Raw genomic sequence first — 18,157 nt, forward strand, 5'->3', positions numbered from 1 at the left:
CACGGCCAATCAACAAGAATTTGGGCAACATTTAACGAATTTTAAACATGTGCCTTATCCAAAGACTTTAAAGAAACCTCTATTTTCTGTTTTAAAATTGAGGTTGCTTCCACCAAGGGCAACCGTACCACCGCCCCTGAAATACCCTTGCTTTCAAAAATACTTTTGATGCCTGCCGGGTTGCCTTCTTCAAAAATAAGCGCCATGAGGTCCGATAATCTGTGATGTATTCCGTAGGCTTCCCTTACATTGCCCTCCAGACCCAACTTGATCATTTCGGAAAAAAGCGATGGCAATCCTTGACCCAATACAGAGATGACTCCCGCCCCGCCTGCCAAAACCGTAGGTAAGGCCGTGGCATCGTCACCGGAGATAACCAAAAAGTTTTCTGATTTGTTCTTGATGAGCTTATCTATTTGAATGGAGTTCCCAGATGCTTCTTTGATCCCAACGATATTCGGGAAATCATGTGCCAAGCGCAATGTGGTTTCGGGCAGCATGTTGCTTCCTGTTCTAGATGGCACGTTGTACAAGATAATCGGGATGGGCGATGCTTCCGAGATTGTTTTAAAATGCTGATAAATCCCTTCTTGTGTTGGTTTGTTGTAATATGGGGAAACGGATAGAATGGCATCAAAATCCGACAAATCCAATGTTTTTAATTCGTTGGCAACCGCTAGGGTATTATTGCCCCCAACTCCTATCACCAACGGCAACCGTCCTGCATTGGCACGCACCACAACATCCACCACCAATTGTTTTTCAGCTTGGGAAAGGGTTGCGGTCTCGGCCGTTGTACCCAGCACCACCAAATAATCCACACCACCTTGGATATTGTGTTCCACCACTCTTTCCAAAGCTTCCACGTCCACCGATGAATCTTCTCTGAACGGGGTCACCAATGCTACTCCTGTTCCGATCAATTGTTCCATTTGCTCAAATTTCTTTTAAGATCTTTAAATATTTCTTCAATTCACCTTTGAACAACTTAAAATCATTCATGGGTGTATTTAAGATCAAATCGTTGACCTTGGGGTCTTGGCTGCCCAAACCTACTTTGATACGAGCGGGGGTTTTTACCGATAACAACTTCATCATCAAACTATCGTCTTCGTAATAATTGATCAACATATCGTATTCCCTACCCAAAAACTCAAGAACGTAACCATTCTCTATCTGTCCTTTCCATCCCAGGTCCCTATCCGAGAACATTTGGATGGCATAAGGAGAGTTTTTGTCGTACTCCCTCTTATATCCAATGATTTTTATGGCATTCGGACGCAACTCAAAATCATCGATAAGCTCGTAAAAGGCTTCCGCTTTCTGGAAATTGTCCACATCCACTATGCAGCCTATGCTTGTAATCCCCTTATCCCTGGCCACGGACTTTGGAGGCTTTTCCATTTCCTCCCTTAAATATTTTAGTCCGGATTTAACCTTAAATTTGTCTTGGAGTCCTTTCAAAAACATATTTTTGATGATTTTTACAAAGGTAAATAATCTACCAAGACGACTTAACAAAGATACGCACGTGAACAATCTAAAATTTAAACAATTTGTTGTATTTACAACTTTTTGTTTTTTGATGTCCTGTAAGAACGACACGGGAAAACTAACTGAAATCGAAGGAAAACAAATCCCGATTGATTCCACCATAGCCCAGATGGATTCCATTGCCAGCTTCGTGGAACCCTACAAAAACCGAATCAACGAGGTACTGGACAGTACTTTGGCCTACGCTCCAAAACCTCTATTGCTGAACGATGGGGAACGTACCTCATCCATGGGAAATTTAATGGCGGACATTGTTTTTGAAGAATCCGCTCCTATTTTTAATTCCAGAACAGGCAAGGAACTGGATTTTGTGGTACTCAATGCCGGTGGGGTTCGTTCCGTAATTTCCGAAGGAAATGTAAGCGCAAGGAATGCTTATGAGGTAATGCCTTTTGAAAATTATATCGAAGTGGTTGAACTAAACGGTTCAGCCACACGACAATTGATCAATTTTGTGGCCAAGTCATCCCGTAGACATCCGGTGTCTGGCATTCAGATCATCATGGACAGTGATGGCTCTCTGGAATCCGTGAACATTCAGGGACAGCCTTTTGATGAAAGTCGAAATTACTTTGTGGCCACATCCGACTATTTGGTCAATGGTGGACCAAGCGTTGGCTTTTTTGATGAGATTGTTTCAAGAACGGCAACGGATTATCTTCTACGCAATGCCATCATCGACCACTTTAAAAAAGTGGATACCTTAAAAGCCGTAGCTGATGAACGAATTAAACAACTTGATTAGACCATGAAAAGAAGGGAATTTATAACCAATACCACAGCAGCCTCCACCTTGATTGGTTTGGGAGGCCTAAGTTTAAGCTCCTGCTCCAATTTGGGCAAAAAGCAGATTACCATCTTGCACACCAATGATGTCCATAGCCATATCGATACCTTTCCTTCCTCCCACTCCAGATACCCGAATCTGGGCGGGGTTGCGCGAAGGGCCACTTTGGTGGAACAGATTCGCAACGAAAACCCCAACACTTTGCTTTTTGATGCAGGTGATATTTTTCAGGGCACTCCTTATTTTAATTTCTATGGAGGCGAATTGGAGTTTAAACTGATGAGCAAGCTCAAATATGATGCCTCTACCATTGGTAATCACGACTTTGACAATGGCATCAATGGCTTGTTGGCACAAATGCCCCATGCTACTTTTGAAATGATCAGTGCCAACTACGATTTTTCCAACACTGTGATGGATGGTTACGTAAAGCCTTATAAAATCTACACGGTGGATGGTGTGAAAATCGGCGTGTACGGTCTTGGTATTGAATTGGATGGTCTGGTAACCAAAAAACTATACAAAGAGACCCAGTATTTAAATCCGTACGAGATTGCTTTGGACATGGAAAAGCAGTTGAAAGATGAAGAACAATGCGACCTGATTGTCTGTCTTTCGCATTTGGGATATGATTATAAATATCCTGACAAGCCCTCTGATATACGTTTGGCACAACAAACCTATCACACCGACTTGATCATTGGCGGGCATACCCACACCTTTTTGGACAAACCTGATGTACGCACCAACCAAAGCGGGAACTCCGTACTGGTCAACCAAGTAGGCTGCTACGGCATTAACCTAGGTAGGATTGATTTTTACTTCGATTCGGATAAGAATGCTTCGGCCGAAGGGGTAAGTATTGCGGTTTAGCACTAAGTATAGGAACAGGTTAAAGGTTTGCCTCTACCAAAACTTTCAATTCCTCTTCCAAGCTGTATTCTGGAAAAGGCTTATTGGCACGGTTGTACCAATACCCAGCATTCCACTTATCCCCTTCTTTACGATGTAGATATGCATGTATCCAGCTACCCATCTGGGAATGGAGGTCTTGGGCGATATCATGTGATGCTTCCCAATCCCCTTTCGCATCAAACCAAAGGGACTTTAAAGGTTCGGACCACTCCTTAGCAGGTTGATCTTGTTCCAATGTTACTTCAAATTCATCGAAAGTTCTGGGTGTCATACTTCCAATTTTTGTAAAAATTCCTGTTCTGATATAATGGGTACTCCCAGATTTTCCGCTTTTGTCCGTTTACTCGGCCCCATTTTGTCGCCAGCCACCAAAAAGCTTGTTTTCGAGGACACGGAGGATGCCACCTTGCCCCCATTGTCCTCGATCATTTTCTTCAACTCATTTCTACTGATGGATTCGAATACACCGGAAACCACAAAAGTTTGTCCTTTTAGCAACTCTGTTTGATTTTCCAGTTGCTCCTCTGAAAGCGAAAATTGCAATCCGTAGGATTTTAATCGATCAATAATATCTTGGTTGACAGGTTCGCTGAAAAATTTGATGACACTTTGCGCGATTCGCTCCCCTATTTCATCTACAGCCACCAATTGCTCTTGTGAGGCAGCCATCAAAGCATCAATATTTTTGAAAGCTTTTGCCAATTTTTTGGCTACCGTTTCCCCAACATATCTAATTCCTAAAGCAAAAAGGACCCGTTCAAACGGGATTGCTTTGGATGCCTGCACACCATTCACCAAATTTTCAGCAGACTTCTCCGCCATACGCTCCAAAGGCATTATTTGTTCCTTGGTCAAGGTGTACAAATCGGCATAGTTGCCAATTAGCCCTTCCTTAAAAAGAAGCTCCACCGTTTCTCCGCCCAAACCTTCTATATCCATGGCCTTACGGGAGATAAAATGTTGGATTCGACCTGTAATCTGTGGTGGACATCCAATATCGTTTGGACAAAAATGTTGTGCTTCGCCTTCTTTCCTTATCAGCTCCGTTTCACATTCCGGACAGTGGGTAATGTACTGGGTAGGTTTTGAATCCGTATCTCTTTTGGCAAAATCCACCCCAACAATTTTTGGGATGATTTCCCCTCCCTTTTCCACAAAAACGGTATCACCTTCGCGGACATCAAGTTTCGCAATCTGATCGGCATTGTGCAACGAGGCCCGCTTTACCGTGGTTCCGGCCAACAAAACAGGCTCCAAATTAGCTACGGGCGTAATGGCCCCTGTTCGCCCCACTTGATATGTGATCTTATTTAGTTTGGTTATTGCCTGTTCTGCTTTGAACTTATATGCCATGGCCCATCTTGGCGACTTGGCAGTGTACCCGAGTTCATCTTGATGCTGGATACTGTTTACCTTAACCACTACCCCATCTGTTTCATAGGGCAAGTCGTGACGGTTTACCTCCCAATAATCCGCAAACTGCATGACCTCTTCGGTGGATTTGCAAAGCTTTGCAACAGTTGGCACCTTAAAACCCCATGACCTGGCTTTTTCCAGCACTTCAAACTGAGACACGACCCCCAGATTATCGCCCGCAATGCTATACAACAGACATTCCAGTGGTCGCTGGGCCACCAAGGCACTATCTTGAAGCTTTAAACTGCCCGATGCCGTATTTCTTGGGTTCATATAAGGGTCCTCACCTGCTTCCACACGCTCTGCGTTCATTTTTGCAAAGCCCTCCAGCGTTAGGATAATTTCCCCCCTAATATCAAATTTTGGTGGATAATCCCCTTTCAACTGCAAGGGAACGGACTTAATCGTTTTGATGTTGTTGGTCACATCATCCCCTTGAAAGCCATCGCCCCGGGTAACCGCTTTCACCAATTGCCCATCTTCATAAGTAAGACTGATGGAAGCACCATCATACTTCAATTCACAAGTAAATTCGACCTCGACATCACCCAAAATCCGCTGGATGCGCTTTTCCCAATCTTCCAAATCTTCTTTCGAGTACGAGTTGTCCAGCGAATACATACGATGTTCATGGGGAACGGTCTCAAAGTTTTTGGTGACCATCCCTCCCACACGCAAGCTTGGCGATGTTGGGTCGTGAAATTCAGGGTGTTCCACTTCCAGTTTTTGAAGTTCCTTGAGTTTCATATCAAACTCATAATCGGAAATGGACGGCTCATCGAGCACGTAATATTTATAGTTGTGCTCCCTTAGCTCATCACGCAGGGAAGTTATTTTTTGTTCTATACTCATTGGTTTTCTTTATCAGGATTAAAAAACACCCCTAAAGTCCCCTCGAGGGGACATTTGCTTTGAGCATTCTATCGTTACCGAACATATCTTTTCGAAGTTCAATTTCTGAAAAATTACGGGTATGGAAAAGTGCCTTGGCCTCCTCTCCCAAATATTGATTGATCTCAAAATACAACTTTCCTTTTTCGGATAAATGATTTTCCGCAAAATCAATAATTGCCCTATAAAACAACAAGGGGTCTTCATCTGGAACAAACAATGCCGTATCAGGTTCAAAGTCCTTTACATTCTTTTTGATTTCCTTTTTCTCCAACTCCCTGACGTAGGGTGGGTTGGAAACGATGATGTCGAAATCAAGTTCAAGTTTCGTGTCAAGTATATCATCATGCAAAAACGTGATATCCACTCCATTTGATGCAGCATTTTTCCGAGCCACGTTCAATGCGCCTTCGGATACATCCAAAGCATAGATTTGGGCATTGGAAAGGTGCTTTGCCAAGGCAATGGCAATACAGCCGCTTCCTGTTCCGATGTCAAGCAATTTAAGGTCTCGACTGCGCTCGACCTGACAATCATCCAAAATCCATTGCACCAATTCTTCCGTTTCAGGGCGAGGTATCAACACGTTTTCATTGACCTGAAGCTCCAAACCCATAAAATGGGCCGTTCCCAAAATATATTGAAGGGGTCTTTCCTGTTTCAACTCGGACAATGCTTCAAAAAGGGGCTGTTCCTCTTCCTTGGTCAAGGTAATTCCGGGCTGAATGACCAGAATAAATCGTTCCAGATCCAGATAATGTTCAATACAGGAATAGAAAAAGGAATCAATTTCCTCTTTGGGATAGATTTTACCCAATTCTTTATGAAAAATATCTTTGATTTCCTTGAGGAGCATTACAACTTTTTAAGCATCCAAACGGGGCAGGAATAATGTCCCGTATTTCCCATGGGGGCATCTATATATTCAAAACCGTTCTTTTTGTACAACTTTTGGGCAGCTTCCATATAGGGCATGGTTTCGAGATAGCAGGCCTCAAAACCGAATTCCTTGGCCTTGCCCAGGCAAGCTTCGATCATTTTGGCACCAAGCCCTTTGCCCCGGGCTTCCTCCAAAAAGTACATTTTTTGAAGTTCACAGACGTTTCCGTCGTAATTATCCAATTGTGCCACACCAGCGCAACCAATGATCTTTCCTTGGTGCTCCACTACGAAATATGTTGCCTTTGGCACATTATAATTGGAGTACATATCATCCAGAGCTTTGTCGGCATAAGCGGTGCCCACTTTGGGCACACCCATATCCTCAAAAACTTTTCGTATTACTTGGGCCACCTGTGCATTGTCTTCGGGGGTTATTTCACGAATCACCGTATCTCCCATTCTGTTTTTATTGTTCTATTTTTGCGGTGTGAATATACATCAAAAATACCTCCTTCGCTGCATTGAACTGGCCAAAAAAGGACTGGGAACCACCGCTCCAAACCCTATGGTCGGATGTGTGGTCGTACACAACAACAACATCATCGGAGAGGGGTTTACCGACCCTTACGGAGGACCACATGCGGAAGTGAATGCCATTAATTCGGTCAAGGATAAGGACTTACTGCAAGAAGCATCCCTGTATGTTACCTTGGAGCCTTGCTCGCATTATGGCAAAACCCCTCCGTGCGCCGATTTGATCGCTAAGCACCAACTCAAAGAAGTTTTTATAGGCTTGAAGGACCCGCACGATAAAGTGGCGGGCAACGGTATCAAAAAATTGGAGGATGCTGGCTGCAAAGTCACGGTGGGTGTTCTGGAAGATGAATGCAGGGAACACCACAAACGTTTTTTGACCTTTCAAGAAAAGAAACGTCCTTATATTATTTTAAAGTGGGCCGAGTCCCATGATGGCTTTTTAGCTCCCGATGCCTCCTTACGAAGCGATGACCCCGAGCCGTTTTGGATTACCAACGCCCATTCCAAACAGTTGGTACACCAATGGCGAAGCCAAGAACAGGCCATTTTGGTCGGCACCAATACTGTTTTGGAGGACAATCCCAAGCTGACGACCCGGAATTGGTCTGGTAAAAATCCTATTCGCGTGGTTCTGGACAGGAGTTTGAAGATTGATTCAAACTATCTTGTTTTGGACAAATCGGTTCAGACCATCATTTTGACAGAGGTCGAAGATGCATCAAAATATATAGAAGGTGTTGATTATACTGTAATCGATTTTTCGAAGAACTTGGCACAACAAATCTGCAAAGCGCTCCATCAACATAACATTACCAGCGTAATTATTGAAGGCGGAGCAAAAACGCTTCAAACATTTATAAATGAAAACTTGTGGGACGAAGCACGTGTTTTTAAAGGCATTGTCCGTTTTAAAAATGGTTTGCCAGCTCCCAAATTACAGGGAACTTTACAGCATCAAAAAAAGATATTGACCGATACCCTATTCGTTTACTGCAATGATTAAAAACGTAATTCTCGATTTTGGCGATGTACTCATCAATCTGGATAAATCTGCTACGGCAAAAGCTATGGTGCAGCACGGTTTTACCGAAGTAACCCCCAATTTGGAAAGTCTATTTCAAAATTATGAGAAAGGACTCATGGCTTCTTCGGATTTTTTGAATGAGGTGTCCTCACACTTCCCCAAGGCCAGCAGGGAATATTTAACTCAAGCGTGGAATTCGATTTTACTGGATTTCCCCGAACATCGTTTGGAGTTTATTGAACAACTTGCAGCCGAAAATCAATACAAAATGATTTTGTTGAGCAATACCAACGACCTACATATTGAATGTGTGAAAAAGCAAATGGGGATAGAGCGATTCAACAGGTTCAAAAATGCTTTTGATGTGTTTTATCTAAGCTACGAAATGGGGATGCGCAAACCAGATGCAGAGATTTTTGATTTTGTTTTGCAAGAGAACAGACTAACGCCAGAAGAAACCTTTTTTGTGGATGATGTTACCGAAAACACTGATTCCGCATCCAATCTGGGGATTCATGTCTGGAACCTGCAAGTGGGCAAGGAGGATATAACTCAACTAAAATCAAAATTATAAATGCTGTACCTGATTCTGAGCATTCTAAGCTCCACCTTTATTTTTGTGGTTTTCAAACTGTTTGATGTCTTTAAAATCCAGACGCTTTACGCCATTATCACCAACTACGTGGTCGCCTGTATAGTAGGACTCTTTTTATACGATGGCCCTGTTGGCGTGGGCGACTTTACCAATAAGCCTTGGCTCATAGGCCCCATATTATTGGGAGTGCTTTTTATTGTCATATTCAATTTAATGGCCCGAACGGCACAGGTCTCTGGTGTTTCCGTTGCTTCGGTGGCCACCAAAATGTCGTTGGCCATTCCTGTAGTGATGGGAGTTCTATTGTACGACGAACATTTAAGTGCTTTCCAGATTATCGGGATTGTTTTGGCTTTGGTCTCTGTGTATTTGGCTTCGATCAAAGAGAAAAACATCAGGATAAACCGAAAGGCACTCATTCTCCCTTTATTGGTTTTTCTAGGGTCTGGAGTCATCGATACGAGCATCCAGTATTTTGAGGAAATCCATTTGACCGATCAGGAAATCCCCGTATTCTCTTCCATGATTTTTGGCTTTGCTGCCTTGACCGGGTTCATTTTTATTGGTATAAGAGCGGCTAAAACCCCGTTGAAAATCAACCTGAAAAACATTGTGGGGGGAATAGCCCTCGGAGTACCCAACTATTTTTCCATTTATTTTTTGATTCGTGCCCTTCGGGCGGACATTCATAGCAGTGCCGCCATCTTTACTTTAAATAATGTTGCCATTGTGATGTTCTCCACGCTCTTCGGGATATTATTGTTTAAAGAGAGACTCAGTCTTAAAAATTGGAGCGGTGTTGCCTTGGCCGTTTTGAGCATAATATTGGTAGCTTTGTTCTGATGGAGAAAAAAGAAGATGTTTACAGGACAGTAACCAAACCTTCAACTGAGATTTTATATAAGGACCGAAAAAGCAAATTCTATGCTCAAGTCCATCCTATTTCTTCGGAAGATGATGTAAAACCGATTGTAGAGGGACTCCGGAAGAAATACCACACGGCCAACCATGTTTGCTACGCTTGGCAATTGGGCACAGAAAACCTTATGTACAGAGCCAATGATGATGGCGAACCGAACAATTCCGCGGGAATGCCCATTTACGGACAAATACAATCCTTTGATGTCACGAATGTACTGATTACGGTCACCCGAATCTTCGGAGGCACCAAACTTGGGGTCGGCGGATTGATACAAGCCTACAAAACGGCTGCTCAAATGGCGTTGGAAAGTGCCAAGATTGTCAAAAAAACCATTAAAGTACAACTGCGGTTACAATTTGAATATCCATTTATGGATATCGTGATGCGTACCATCAAACAAAAAAACTTGGACATTGTTTCCCAAAAATTGGAATTGGATTGTGAGCTGGTTATTTCGGTACGATTAAGTGAATCGGAAGAAGTTTTTCAACTTTTCGATGAAATGCATGGTGTGGATGTGACACCGATAGAATGATCGAGTAAAGACCGATTGGGTGTTAGATGCAAGTCCGCTTCACTTCCAGACTAAAAAAATCAATCATCCAATTTCTCCAAGATATAATCTGGGCATTTTATGGGTCTTCCCCTTTTTTTGTCCATAAAGGCCAGAACGGTATTTGCAGTGGCCAATAATTCCCCGGATTCGTTCAATAGTTTGTAGTCAAATTCAATTTTGACCATGGGTTTGGATTTCAGTTGCGTCTCCACAGTTAACAAATCATCATACAACGCAGACTTTTTGTAATCAATATGTAAAGAAATTACGGGCAGCATTACGCCATTATCCTCCATACTCTTGTAAGTGATTCCCATAGATCTTAACCACTCTACTCGACCCAATTCGAAGTACTGGGCATAATTACCATGATAAACTACCCCCATTTGGTCGGTTTCTGCATATCGAACCCGAAAAGAATATGAATTTAGACCCATTTTTAACTGAAAAATTATATATTTAATGGCTTGCTTATTTCGAGAGTAACATGCGAAAAAAAAACAAAACTTTCAATGACAATTTCATTTTTTTTTTAAAAGATTTGTTCACATATTTGTCGCATCCAATAAGCATCCTGTAATCCTTTAGATGCTTACTCTTAAGTTTAAAGCTAACCATTAAAACAAGGAAAAACTTCTATGAGTGCTACTGCTAATTCCGTATGGAACAACTGTTTGGCTTTTATCCAAGATAATATCCAACCGCAGGCATTCAAAACATGGTTTGAACCCATCAAACCTATAAAGCTAACTGATAAGGCGCTCAGTATACAGGTACCCAGTAAGTTTTTCTACGAATGGCTCGAAGAACATTATGTAAAGCTTCTCAAAGTTGCCATGACCCGTGAATTGGGTAGCAACGCTAAGCTGATCTACGTTATAAAAATGGAGAACAAGTACGGTAACAAGGAACCTTTTACGGAACAAATTCCAAGTTCCAACCGTACCGCTGTGGGACCTCAGGAATTGGATGTACCGATTACTTCCAAAAGTCCCGAGCTAAAAAATCCATTTGTGATTCCCGGAATTCGAAATATCAAAATCGAATCCCAGTTGAATCCCAACTATAATTTTGACAATTTCCTGGAGGGGGATTCCAACCGATTGGCAAGATCGGCTGGTATGGCCGTGGCCAACAAACCTGGTGGAACATCTTTTAACCCATTATTGGTTTTTGGTGGAGTTGGTTTGGGGAAAACCCACTTGGCCCATGCCATTGGAGTTGAAATAAAAGACAAATACCCAGAAAAGACCGTACTCTATATTTCTGCCGAGAAATTCACGCAACAATATATAGAGTCGGTAAAAAAGAACACTAGAAACGATTTCATCCATTTTTACCAGTTGATAGATGTACTTATTATAGATGATGTACAATTTCTATCAGGAAAATCTGGAACCCAGGATGTTTTCTTCCACATTTTCAATCATTTGCACCAAAACGGAAAGCAAGTTATTCTGACATCGGACAAAGCTCCCGTGGATATGCAGGATATTGAGCAGCGTTTGCTGTCCCGTTTCAAATGGGGGCTATCCGCAGAATTGCAAAGTCCCGATTACGAAACCCGTGTGTCCATCTTAAAAAACAAGTTGTACCGAGATGGGGTTGAAATGCCCGAAGATATCGTCGACCACGTGGCCAAGAACATCAAGACCAATATTCGCGAGCTTGAAGGTGCCATCATTTCCTTGATCGCACAATCTTCTTTCAACAAACGTGAGGTTACCTTGGAACTGGCCCAACAAGTGGTGGAAAAATTCGTGAAAAACACTAAGCGCGAGGTATCTATCGACTACATTCAAAAAGTAGTGTCCGATTACTTCGAAATGGATGTGGCCACACTTCAATCCAAGACAAGGAAGCGTCACATTGTTCAAGCGAGGCAATTGGCCATGTTCTTTGCCAAGAAATTTACCAAAGCATCTTTGGCGAGCATTGGTTCACAAATTGGAAAACGTGATCACGCAACCGTGCTACATGCATGTAAAACGGTGGACAATCTGGCAGAGACCGATAAGCAATTCAGAAAGTACATTGAGGATTTGAGCAAGAAGTTCTCCTAATAACTTCACAACAATATTTATGAAAACCAAAGTTTTGATGGTCTGCTTGGGAAACATTTGCAGATCACCATTGGCCGAAGGCATTCTGCAATCCAAAGTTGATTCTGATGCTGTTTTTGTGGATTCCGCAGGCACTGCTGGTTATCACGTTGGCAATCCGCCCGACAAACGCTCCATTGCAGTGGCCCGGAAATACGGTTTGAACATAACACACCAGAAGTGTAGAAAGTTTTCGGAAAAGGATTTTTCCGAGTTCGACCTTATATATGTGATGGACCGAAGCAATTTTTCCGATGTGGCCAGTCTTGCAAAGAACCAAGAAGAAGCAAGCAAGGTAAAACTGCTATTGAACGAGATTGAAGTAGGCACACAAGAGGTTCCCGACCCTTACTACGGCGGCGAAGATGGTTTTGAAAATGTCTATCAAATGATCGATAGGGCTTGTGAGGCAATTGCGAAAAAACTAACTTAAACCCATGGAAGAGGAAAAACCTGGTTTAGTCGTGGGCAAAATCTATCTAATTCCCACCACCTTAGGGGATAATGCTCCTTTGGAGGTGCTGCCCATATCGGTAAAAGGAACCATAGAGCGGATTGACCACTATATTGTGGAAAATGAAAAGACGGCCAGACGTTTCATCAAACGGGTAAGCCCCAGTAAACCCCAGCCCGACCTTCACTTACAATCACTGAATAAATATACCAACGCTGAAGAAATCCCATCATTTTTAGACCCTTGTATCCATGGTCATGATATTGGGATTTTATCCGAGGCTGGATGCCCGGGCATTGCCGACCCTGGCGCCGATGTAATTCGGGTTGCCCACGAAAGAAGGATACAAGTAGTTCCTTTGGTAGGCCCCTCCTCTATTCTCATGGCCATGATGAGCAGCGGCATGAACGGACAAAATTTTGCCTTCAATGGGTATTTGCCCATTGACAATGCGGAACGAAAGAAGATGGTAAAAAGTTTGGAACGATTGTCCCGAGACAAAGGACAATCCCAGATTTTCATGGAAACACCGTATCGAAACAATAAACTGGTAAAAGAACTACTGAAAACACTCCATAAATCAACACGCTTGTGCATAGCCTGTGATATTACTTTGCCAACAGAGTTTATCTCCACCAAAAGTGTGCATGAATGGAACGAAATTGAGATAGATCTCGATAAAAGACCGACGATCTATATTATTCAAGCATAAAAAAGCCCCGAAATTCAGGGCTTTTTTCATTACATTTTTTGCCTTCTACACTTTGGCATTTTTCTGCTGCTTGATATTGGAAATATCGTAGCCCTCAAATTTTTTCATATAGTACGAGATACTACTTCCATAAGCATCTGTTACATCATTTTGCCCATAGGATCGTAGATACTTCTTGACGTTTCCAGCTCCGGCCAAATGTGCCGCAGCCAAGATTCCTGACTCTGTTACTTTAATACCACCAATGGTTTTCCCATTGAAACGCTTGATGTCCCTTCGCAGAATCCATTTGTTTCGGGCAATATTGGCCTCGAAAGCCTTTTCCTGAAGTTCTGGGTTTTCCAGAAAATCTTCCATATCGTAAACGCCCATCAAATGCAAGGTACTACTACCAAACTGGTATTTACCCAAATAACCCAATGTGTTCACTCTATGATATTTGCCCTGGGATTCTTTAAAAGCAAGTGCTTCCTTAAAGCCATTAAAGGCCTTGCCCAGAAAAGGAGGCGTTACCTCGTCCTCGTCAATAAGTGCAATGGAATCTTGCGGAGCAAAAAATTCCAAATTGGTCGATACCTTTAATGATTCGGGAATTTCAACATCCACTTTTTTCATTACGGTATACGTACCAAAACTTGTCAAAACTACAATCATGGCAAGATGCAGCATAAAACCTATCCATCTTTTCATAATGTTCTCTTTTGTGATCTCAATACATATATACGTATCAAAAATCAATTTGGCCGGCAAATATAGGGGGAGTTATCTTAACGGATACCCTAAAGCTCATAAAGATTTCTTAAATCACCCTTAAAATCCGTTAAAGCGATGAAAATCAACGACAAAGAGTGCTATCTCATAACTTTTTGTTGGTTCAACCAACGGGTGTATTGCACTTTATTTCGGTTATGTTGTGCCAAAGTTTTGGCAAACATGTGGTATCCAAAGTTGGAAACATCGGCCACAAAATAAAGGTAATCGTGCTTTTCAGGGTTCAAAACCGCATCGATGGATGATATGTCCGGCATCGTAATCGGACCTGGTGGCACACCTGCATATTTATAGGTATTGTAGGGCGAATCCATCTCAAGATCACGAAAAAGCACTCGCTTAATAATGGTATCGTAATTGCCTGTTTCCTTTTTTATGGCATAGATTACCGTGGGATCAGCCTGAAGCAACATTCCCCTTCTGATTCGATTCAGATACACACCGGCCACTCGTGGACGCTCATCCACTTTGGCGGTTTCCTTCTGCACTACGGCTGCCAAAGCAGTAACCTCATTCGGACTGAGACCCAAGTCTTCGGCTTTTTGCAAACGCTCCTCGTTCCAGAAACGATCATATTCCGTTTTCATCCTGTCTCGAAAGCTCTCTGCATCGGTATTCCAGAAAAACTCATAGGTGTTTGGAATATACATCGCCAGCTTGGTATCATCATCAAACTTGGTCTCTTTCAAAAAATTGGAATCGTTAAAGGTTTGGAGTAGGGACAAACTATCGGCCTCAATTTGTTCGGAAATCCTTCCTGCCAACAATGCAACTGACTCCTGATTGTTGAAGGATACTTGAACGGGAATATTGGCGCTACGTAGGGTGTTGATGATCTCGTTGTTGTTCATCCCTTTTTTGAGGGCGTATTTTCCAGCTTTAATATTGGTCATGTATCCTTTGCGCTTGGCAACGGCTTCAAAAGTGGACAAGTCCTTCAACAAAGGCTCCAATGAGGCTTTTACATCTGAAAATGTAGCATCAGAAGCAATATAAACATATGCCTCATCATTATTGAACTGCGTATTGGGGCTAAAAATGGCACTATAGATTTGATAGGAGATAAAACCACAAATCAACAGCCCAAGAATGGCGGTTGCCCAAAGTACTTTTTTAAGATTCATCTGTGTTGATCTTTTGATACATTATTTCGTTCTTGAACCCTTTACTGGTCCGTATCCATTCTTTTTTAACGCCAATTTCCTCAAAACCCATTTTTTGAAACAGGTGGATACTAGCTTCGTTGTCCTCCAAAATATTGGCGTACAGTTGATGCAGGTCCAAAGTGGAAAAAGCATAGTCGCACAACAGTGACAGAGCTTCCGCGCCAGCACCTTTGTTACGGTCCCCGGGTTCAACAATGATGATTCCAATACCAGCTCGGCGGTGTTTGGGGTCAAAATCAAACAAATCAATCAACCCAATACACTCATCTTGATGGTTACTGATGCACAATCGTAATTGCTTTACATCATATATATCTCTATGGGCATTGTCCAAATATAATTGCAGCACTTTTTTGGAATAGGGCTTTAAGGTGCCGCTTACCTCCCAAACCACCGTATCATTTTCCAGTTTGTATAGAAAATCGAGGTCGGTAGGCTCCAAGGCCCGTAAATAGACTTGCTTTCCTTTTAGATTGAGCATTCGATGGTTCCTTTAAATACTTGTATTGCTGGACCTTTTAAAAATATATTACTGTATTTCCCGTCCTTTTTCTCAAAAGCAATGGTCAAATTACCTCCAATAGTATGGATGTGGACTTCGTTGGCAGTGGTTTTGCCTGATTCATACATGGCCAAGGCCACAGCAGTTACACCAGTACCGCAGGAGTAGGTTTCACCTTCCACTCCCCTTTCGTAGGTTCGAACATCGAAGGTGTCATCGTTGGTCTGCTCCACAAAGTTGATATTACTTCCTGACTGACCATACAATCCGTAACGGAGTTTTTTTCCTTCTTTTTGTACATCAAACTTTTCCAGTTCTTTTACGAGTTGCACATGATGTGGGGAACCTGTGTCCAAAAAACTATGATTTTGTTTCTCATGGACCTTGTCAACATCCACCATTTTCAAGTTCACGACATCGCCATCAATCGTTGCATAATGAAGCCCATCCACAGCATTGAATTTTGCTTCTCTTTCAAAAACTCCCAAATAGTGCGCAAAAGCCACCAAACATCTTCCTCCATTTCCGCACATACTGGCTTCTGCCCCATCCGAATTATAATAGACCATCTTAAAATCCGACATATTGTCATTTTCCAACAGGATCAATCCGTCGGCTCCTATGCCAAATCTTCGGTCGCAAAGTTGTGCCACCAACTTGGTATTGTTTTTGGGAAATATTTGCTGACGATTATCGATAATTACGAAATCGTTTCCCGTTCCTTGATATTTAAAAAACTGTAGTTCCATATTCACATCTACAAAGGAACAAATATATGGGATTCTTTAAGGTTTTTTTTGGAGTTAAAACAGCGTTAAACCAACCTGATCGAAAATTGAAATCTTTTAATTTTGTTGGAGCTTAATGTTAAATAATTAATGAATTATGAAGAAAATAGCGAGTTTATTCCTAGTATCCGTATTTGCAGGTGCAATTACGCTGGGAGCTTACAAATTATTTTTTGAGAAAGAAAGCTATAAATTGGTCGCTTCGGAACAAGAAACACCCTTTGTTACTACGAGCAACTTGAACACTTCGGCCAAAGGTGCTGGAATCAATGAAGCTGATTTTACCATTGCTGCCGAAAAAACGGTCAACTCGGTGGTACACGTTAAAAACATGACGATGAGCAGTAGAGGACCATCCAGCATAGCTGAATTCTTTTACGGGTACGAACGCCAACAAATCCCCCAAGTGGGAACTGGTTCTGGAGTAATCATTTCCCCAGATGGATATATCGTAACCAACAATCACGTAATTGCAAACTCAAGTCAATTGGAAGTTGTATTGAACAACAATAAATCCTATGAAGCTGATATCATAGGGACCGACCCTGATTCCGATATCGCCCTATTAAAAATCGATGCCGAAGAGGCTCTGCCCTATTTGGCCTTTGGGGATTCCGACAATGCCAGAATCGGGGAATGGGTGCTTGCCGTAGGAAACCCGTTCAACCTAACATCCACGGTTACCGCTGGGATTGTAAGCGCCAAAGCCAGATCGCTTTCCAGAACAGGAGCGCAGTCCTTTATCCAAACCGATGCGGCTGTAAACCCTGGGAACAGTGGGGGCGCCTTGGTAAACACAAACGGCGACCTTATTGGTATCAACACTGCCATTACCTCTCAAACAGGATCTTACATAGGGTACGCCTTTGCAGTACCCAGTAATATTGCCAAAAAAGTAGTAGAGGACATTATGGAATTCGGCAATGTCCAAAAAGGGCTTTTGGGTATTTCTGCAGCCAATACAAAATCCCAAGCCGCTATTGAAAGGGGCTTGGACCAACTCGAAGGAGTCTATATAGCTGGTGTGGAGGAAGAATCAGGTGCGGATGATGCTGGTTTGATGGAAGGTGATGTCATTAAAAAAATTGACAATATGGAAATCGGTAAATTTTCCGAACTCACAGGATATCTCTCCGCTAAAAGACCAGGCGATATAGTTCAAGTAACCTTGGACCGAGATGGAAAAAGCTTGGTAAAAAACGTAACCCTGAAAAAACAGACCAGCGTTATTCTCCCAGCTACTTCTTTTAAGGTAAAAAACTTGTCTAAAGCCGATATCAAAAAATTCGGGGTTTCCAAAGGAGTGAAGATTACCGATGTGCCCGAATCCTATGCTAGGTACAATCTAGTCAATAAGGTCATCATTGCTCTGGATGGCGACCCGATCGACAATATTAATGATGCCAAAGAACGTTTTGGCCAATTATCCAGATATGGAAGAACCAGTTTTACCATGATCAATGAGAATGGTGAAAAGGAACACATGATACTCCAGTAGAAAGTGCTGAAAAAACACTTACAAACGCCTTTTAGCAAGGCGTTTTTTTATGTCGATTATGTTTCACGAAAACGTTTGAAATATA

General features: G+C 42.3%; 21 protein-coding genes. 10 read left to right on the forward strand and 11 right to left on the reverse strand.

Annotated elements, in window-relative coordinates; all coding sequences use genetic code 11:
* Positions 1–41: 41 nt before the first annotated feature.
* Both dapA and PY092_RS08545 read right to left on the reverse strand, forming a co-directional pair.
* Positions 42–932 carry a 4-hydroxy-tetrahydrodipicolinate synthase gene (gene dapA / locus PY092_RS08540; RefSeq protein WP_275615432.1) on the reverse strand — a complete coding sequence of 297 codons (891 nt, stop codon included), beginning with the start codon at positions 930–932 and terminating at the stop codon, positions 42–44.
* A 4-nt stretch (positions 933–936) separates the two neighbouring features.
* Positions 937–1,470 carry a DUF6913 domain-containing protein gene (locus PY092_RS08545; protein WP_275615433.1) on the reverse strand — a complete coding sequence of 178 codons (534 nt, stop codon included), beginning with the start codon at positions 1,468–1,470 and terminating at the stop codon, positions 937–939.
* 115 nt (positions 1,471–1,585) lie between these two features.
* Between PY092_RS08545 and PY092_RS08550 the strand changes: the two genes are divergently transcribed.
* Positions 1,586–2,299, forward strand: coding sequence for a 5'-nucleotidase C-terminal domain-containing protein (locus PY092_RS08550; protein WP_275615434.1), 714 nt, complete (start codon positions 1,586–1,588; stop codon positions 2,297–2,299).
* A 3-nt stretch (positions 2,300–2,302) separates the two neighbouring features.
* Positions 2,303–3,214 (forward strand): metallophosphatase, encoded by a 912-nt coding sequence (locus tag PY092_RS08555; protein WP_275615435.1) that lies wholly within the window; start codon positions 2,303–2,305, stop codon positions 3,212–3,214.
* Between the two features lie 19 nt (positions 3,215–3,233).
* Here PY092_RS08555 and PY092_RS08560 read toward each other — a convergent pair whose 3' ends face one another.
* The 4 genes from PY092_RS08560 to PY092_RS08575 are packed head-to-tail and all read right to left on the reverse strand — an operon-like array spanning position 3,234 to position 6,904.
* Positions 3,234–3,527 carry a hypothetical protein gene (locus PY092_RS08560; protein ID WP_275615436.1) on the reverse strand — a complete coding sequence of 98 codons (294 nt, stop codon included), beginning with the start codon at positions 3,525–3,527 and terminating at the stop codon, positions 3,234–3,236.
* Positions 3,524–5,524, reverse strand: coding sequence for an NAD-dependent DNA ligase LigA (gene ligA / locus PY092_RS08565; protein WP_275615437.1), 2,001 nt, complete (start codon positions 5,522–5,524; stop codon positions 3,524–3,526). Before ligA ends, PY092_RS08560 begins: the two co-directional genes overlap by 4 nt.
* A 31-nt stretch (positions 5,525–5,555) precedes the next feature.
* Positions 5,556–6,419 (reverse strand): peptide chain release factor N(5)-glutamine methyltransferase, encoded by an 864-nt coding sequence (prmC, locus tag PY092_RS08570; protein WP_275615438.1) that lies wholly within the window; start codon positions 6,417–6,419, stop codon positions 5,556–5,558.
* Positions 6,419–6,904 carry a GNAT family N-acetyltransferase gene (locus tag PY092_RS08575; RefSeq protein ID WP_275615439.1) on the reverse strand — a complete coding sequence of 162 codons (486 nt, stop codon included), beginning with the start codon at positions 6,902–6,904 and terminating at the stop codon, positions 6,419–6,421. Before PY092_RS08575 ends, prmC begins: the two co-directional genes overlap by 1 nt.
* 28 nt (positions 6,905–6,932) lie before the next feature.
* Here PY092_RS08575 and ribD point away from each other — a divergent pair, with 28 nt between their 5' ends.
* The 4 genes from ribD to PY092_RS08595 are packed head-to-tail and all read left to right on the forward strand — an operon-like array spanning position 6,933 to position 10,058.
* Positions 6,933–7,985: a bifunctional diaminohydroxyphosphoribosylaminopyrimidine deaminase/5-amino-6-(5-phosphoribosylamino)uracil reductase RibD gene (gene ribD, locus PY092_RS08580; RefSeq protein WP_275615440.1), complete on the forward strand. Its 1,053-nt coding sequence runs from the start codon at positions 6,933–6,935 to the stop codon at positions 7,983–7,985.
* Positions 7,978–8,580 carry an HAD family hydrolase gene (locus PY092_RS08585; RefSeq protein ID WP_275615441.1) on the forward strand — a complete coding sequence of 201 codons (603 nt, stop codon included), beginning with the start codon at positions 7,978–7,980 and terminating at the stop codon, positions 8,578–8,580. Before ribD ends, PY092_RS08585 begins: the two co-directional genes overlap by 8 nt.
* Positions 8,581–9,444, forward strand: a complete 864-nt coding sequence (locus tag PY092_RS08590; RefSeq protein WP_275615442.1) for a DMT family transporter — start codon at positions 8,581–8,583, stop codon at positions 9,442–9,444. It abuts the gene before it with no gap.
* Positions 9,444–10,058: an IMPACT family protein gene (locus tag PY092_RS08595; RefSeq protein WP_275615443.1), complete on the forward strand. Its 615-nt coding sequence runs from the start codon at positions 9,444–9,446 to the stop codon at positions 10,056–10,058. The genes PY092_RS08590 and PY092_RS08595 overlap by 1 nt, the downstream gene beginning before the upstream one ends.
* A 59-nt stretch (positions 10,059–10,117) precedes the next feature.
* Here PY092_RS08595 and PY092_RS08600 read toward each other — a convergent pair whose 3' ends face one another.
* Positions 10,118–10,516 (reverse strand): acyl-CoA thioesterase, encoded by a 399-nt coding sequence (locus PY092_RS08600; RefSeq protein ID WP_275615444.1) that lies wholly within the window; start codon positions 10,514–10,516, stop codon positions 10,118–10,120.
* Between the two features lie 201 nt (positions 10,517–10,717).
* On the opposite strand from PY092_RS08600, the gene dnaA reads away from it, so the two are divergent.
* The 3 genes from dnaA to PY092_RS08615 are packed head-to-tail and all read left to right on the forward strand — an operon-like array spanning position 10,718 to position 13,347.
* Positions 10,718–12,142 (forward strand): chromosomal replication initiator protein DnaA, encoded by a 1,425-nt coding sequence (gene dnaA, locus PY092_RS08605; protein WP_275615445.1) that lies wholly within the window; start codon positions 10,718–10,720, stop codon positions 12,140–12,142.
* A gap of 19 nt (positions 12,143–12,161) precedes the next feature.
* Complete coding sequence (locus PY092_RS08610) at positions 12,162–12,614, forward strand: low molecular weight protein-tyrosine-phosphatase (RefSeq protein ID WP_275615446.1); 453 nt, start codon at positions 12,162–12,164, stop codon at positions 12,612–12,614.
* A gap of 4 nt (positions 12,615–12,618) precedes the next feature.
* Entirely contained in the window at positions 12,619–13,347 is a 729-nt protein-coding gene (locus PY092_RS08615) for an SAM-dependent methyltransferase (protein WP_275615447.1), read from the forward strand.
* 45 nt (positions 13,348–13,392) lie between these two features.
* Here PY092_RS08615 and PY092_RS08620 read toward each other — a convergent pair whose 3' ends face one another.
* From PY092_RS08620 to dapF, 4 genes are all read right to left on the reverse strand, one after another.
* On the reverse strand, positions 13,393–14,037 hold the full coding sequence (locus tag PY092_RS08620) for a hypothetical protein (RefSeq protein ID WP_275615448.1): 645 nt from the start codon (positions 14,035–14,037) through the stop codon (positions 13,393–13,395).
* Between the two features lie 161 nt (positions 14,038–14,198).
* Positions 14,199–15,242, reverse strand: a complete 1,044-nt coding sequence (gene mltG / locus PY092_RS08625; protein WP_275615449.1) for an endolytic transglycosylase MltG — start codon at positions 15,240–15,242, stop codon at positions 14,199–14,201.
* On the reverse strand, positions 15,232–15,765 hold the full coding sequence (locus tag PY092_RS08630) for a GNAT family N-acetyltransferase (protein ID WP_275615450.1): 534 nt from the start codon (positions 15,763–15,765) through the stop codon (positions 15,232–15,234). The genes mltG and PY092_RS08630 overlap by 11 nt, the downstream gene beginning before the upstream one ends.
* Positions 15,753–16,535 carry a diaminopimelate epimerase gene (dapF, locus tag PY092_RS08635; RefSeq protein ID WP_275615451.1) on the reverse strand — a complete coding sequence of 261 codons (783 nt, stop codon included), beginning with the start codon at positions 16,533–16,535 and terminating at the stop codon, positions 15,753–15,755. The genes PY092_RS08630 and dapF overlap by 13 nt, the downstream gene beginning before the upstream one ends.
* Positions 16,536–16,671: 136 nt before the next feature.
* Between dapF and PY092_RS08640 the strand changes: the two genes are divergently transcribed.
* Positions 16,672–18,072, forward strand: a complete 1,401-nt coding sequence (locus PY092_RS08640; RefSeq protein ID WP_275615452.1) for a S1C family serine protease — start codon at positions 16,672–16,674, stop codon at positions 18,070–18,072.
* The last annotated feature ends 85 nt before the right edge of the window (positions 18,073–18,157 follow it).

It is taken from the genome of Flagellimonas yonaguniensis (genome assembly GCF_029193885.1).
Taxonomy (GTDB): domain Bacteria; phylum Bacteroidota; class Bacteroidia; order Flavobacteriales; family Flavobacteriaceae; genus Flagellimonas; species Flagellimonas yonaguniensis.

Bases quoted from the DNA above. Each gene is read 5' to 3' on its own strand.
- PY092_RS08555 (WP_275615435.1), top strand. From the start codon at position 2,303: ATGAAAAGAAGGGAATTTATAACCAATACCACAGCAGCCTCCACCTTG.
- PY092_RS08585 (WP_275615441.1), top strand. From the start codon at position 7,978: ATGATTAAAAACGTAATTCTCGATTTTGGCGATGTACTCATCAATCTG.
- PY092_RS08545 (WP_275615433.1), bottom strand. From the start codon at position 1,470: ATGTTTTTGAAAGGACTCCAAGACAAATTTAAGGTTAAATCCGGACTA.
- PY092_RS08595 (WP_275615443.1), top strand. From the start codon at position 9,444: ATGGAGAAAAAAGAAGATGTTTACAGGACAGTAACCAAACCTTCAACT.
- PY092_RS08610 (WP_275615446.1), top strand. From the start codon at position 12,162: ATGAAAACCAAAGTTTTGATGGTCTGCTTGGGAAACATTTGCAGATCA.
- PY092_RS08590 (WP_275615442.1), top strand. From the start codon at position 8,581: ATGCTGTACCTGATTCTGAGCATTCTAAGCTCCACCTTTATTTTTGTG.
- PY092_RS08560 (WP_275615436.1), bottom strand. From the start codon at position 3,527: ATGACACCCAGAACTTTCGATGAATTTGAAGTAACATTGGAACAAGAT.
- PY092_RS08640 (WP_275615452.1), top strand. From the start codon at position 16,672: ATGAAGAAAATAGCGAGTTTATTCCTAGTATCCGTATTTGCAGGTGCA.
- PY092_RS08575 (WP_275615439.1), bottom strand. From the start codon at position 6,904: ATGGGAGATACGGTGATTCGTGAAATAACCCCCGAAGACAATGCACAG.
- ligA (WP_275615437.1), bottom strand. From the start codon at position 5,524: ATGAGTATAGAACAAAAAATAACTTCCCTGCGTGATGAGCTAAGGGAG.
- dnaA (WP_275615445.1), top strand. From the start codon at position 10,718: ATGAGTGCTACTGCTAATTCCGTATGGAACAACTGTTTGGCTTTTATC.
- dapA (WP_275615432.1), bottom strand. From the start codon at position 932: ATGGAACAATTGATCGGAACAGGAGTAGCATTGGTGACCCCGTTCAGA.
- dapF (WP_275615451.1), bottom strand. From the start codon at position 16,535: ATGGAACTACAGTTTTTTAAATATCAAGGAACGGGAAACGATTTCGTA.
- PY092_RS08550 (WP_275615434.1), top strand. From the start codon at position 1,586: ATGTCCTGTAAGAACGACACGGGAAAACTAACTGAAATCGAAGGAAAA.
- mltG (WP_275615449.1), bottom strand. From the start codon at position 15,242: ATGAATCTTAAAAAAGTACTTTGGGCAACCGCCATTCTTGGGCTGTTG.
- PY092_RS08615 (WP_275615447.1), top strand. From the start codon at position 12,619: ATGGAAGAGGAAAAACCTGGTTTAGTCGTGGGCAAAATCTATCTAATT.
- prmC (WP_275615438.1), bottom strand. From the start codon at position 6,419: ATGCTCCTCAAGGAAATCAAAGATATTTTTCATAAAGAATTGGGTAAA.
- PY092_RS08600 (WP_275615444.1), bottom strand. From the start codon at position 10,516: ATGGGTCTAAATTCATATTCTTTTCGGGTTCGATATGCAGAAACCGAC.
- PY092_RS08630 (WP_275615450.1), bottom strand. From the start codon at position 15,765: ATGCTCAATCTAAAAGGAAAGCAAGTCTATTTACGGGCCTTGGAGCCT.
- PY092_RS08620 (WP_275615448.1), bottom strand. From the start codon at position 14,037: ATGAAAAGATGGATAGGTTTTATGCTGCATCTTGCCATGATTGTAGTT.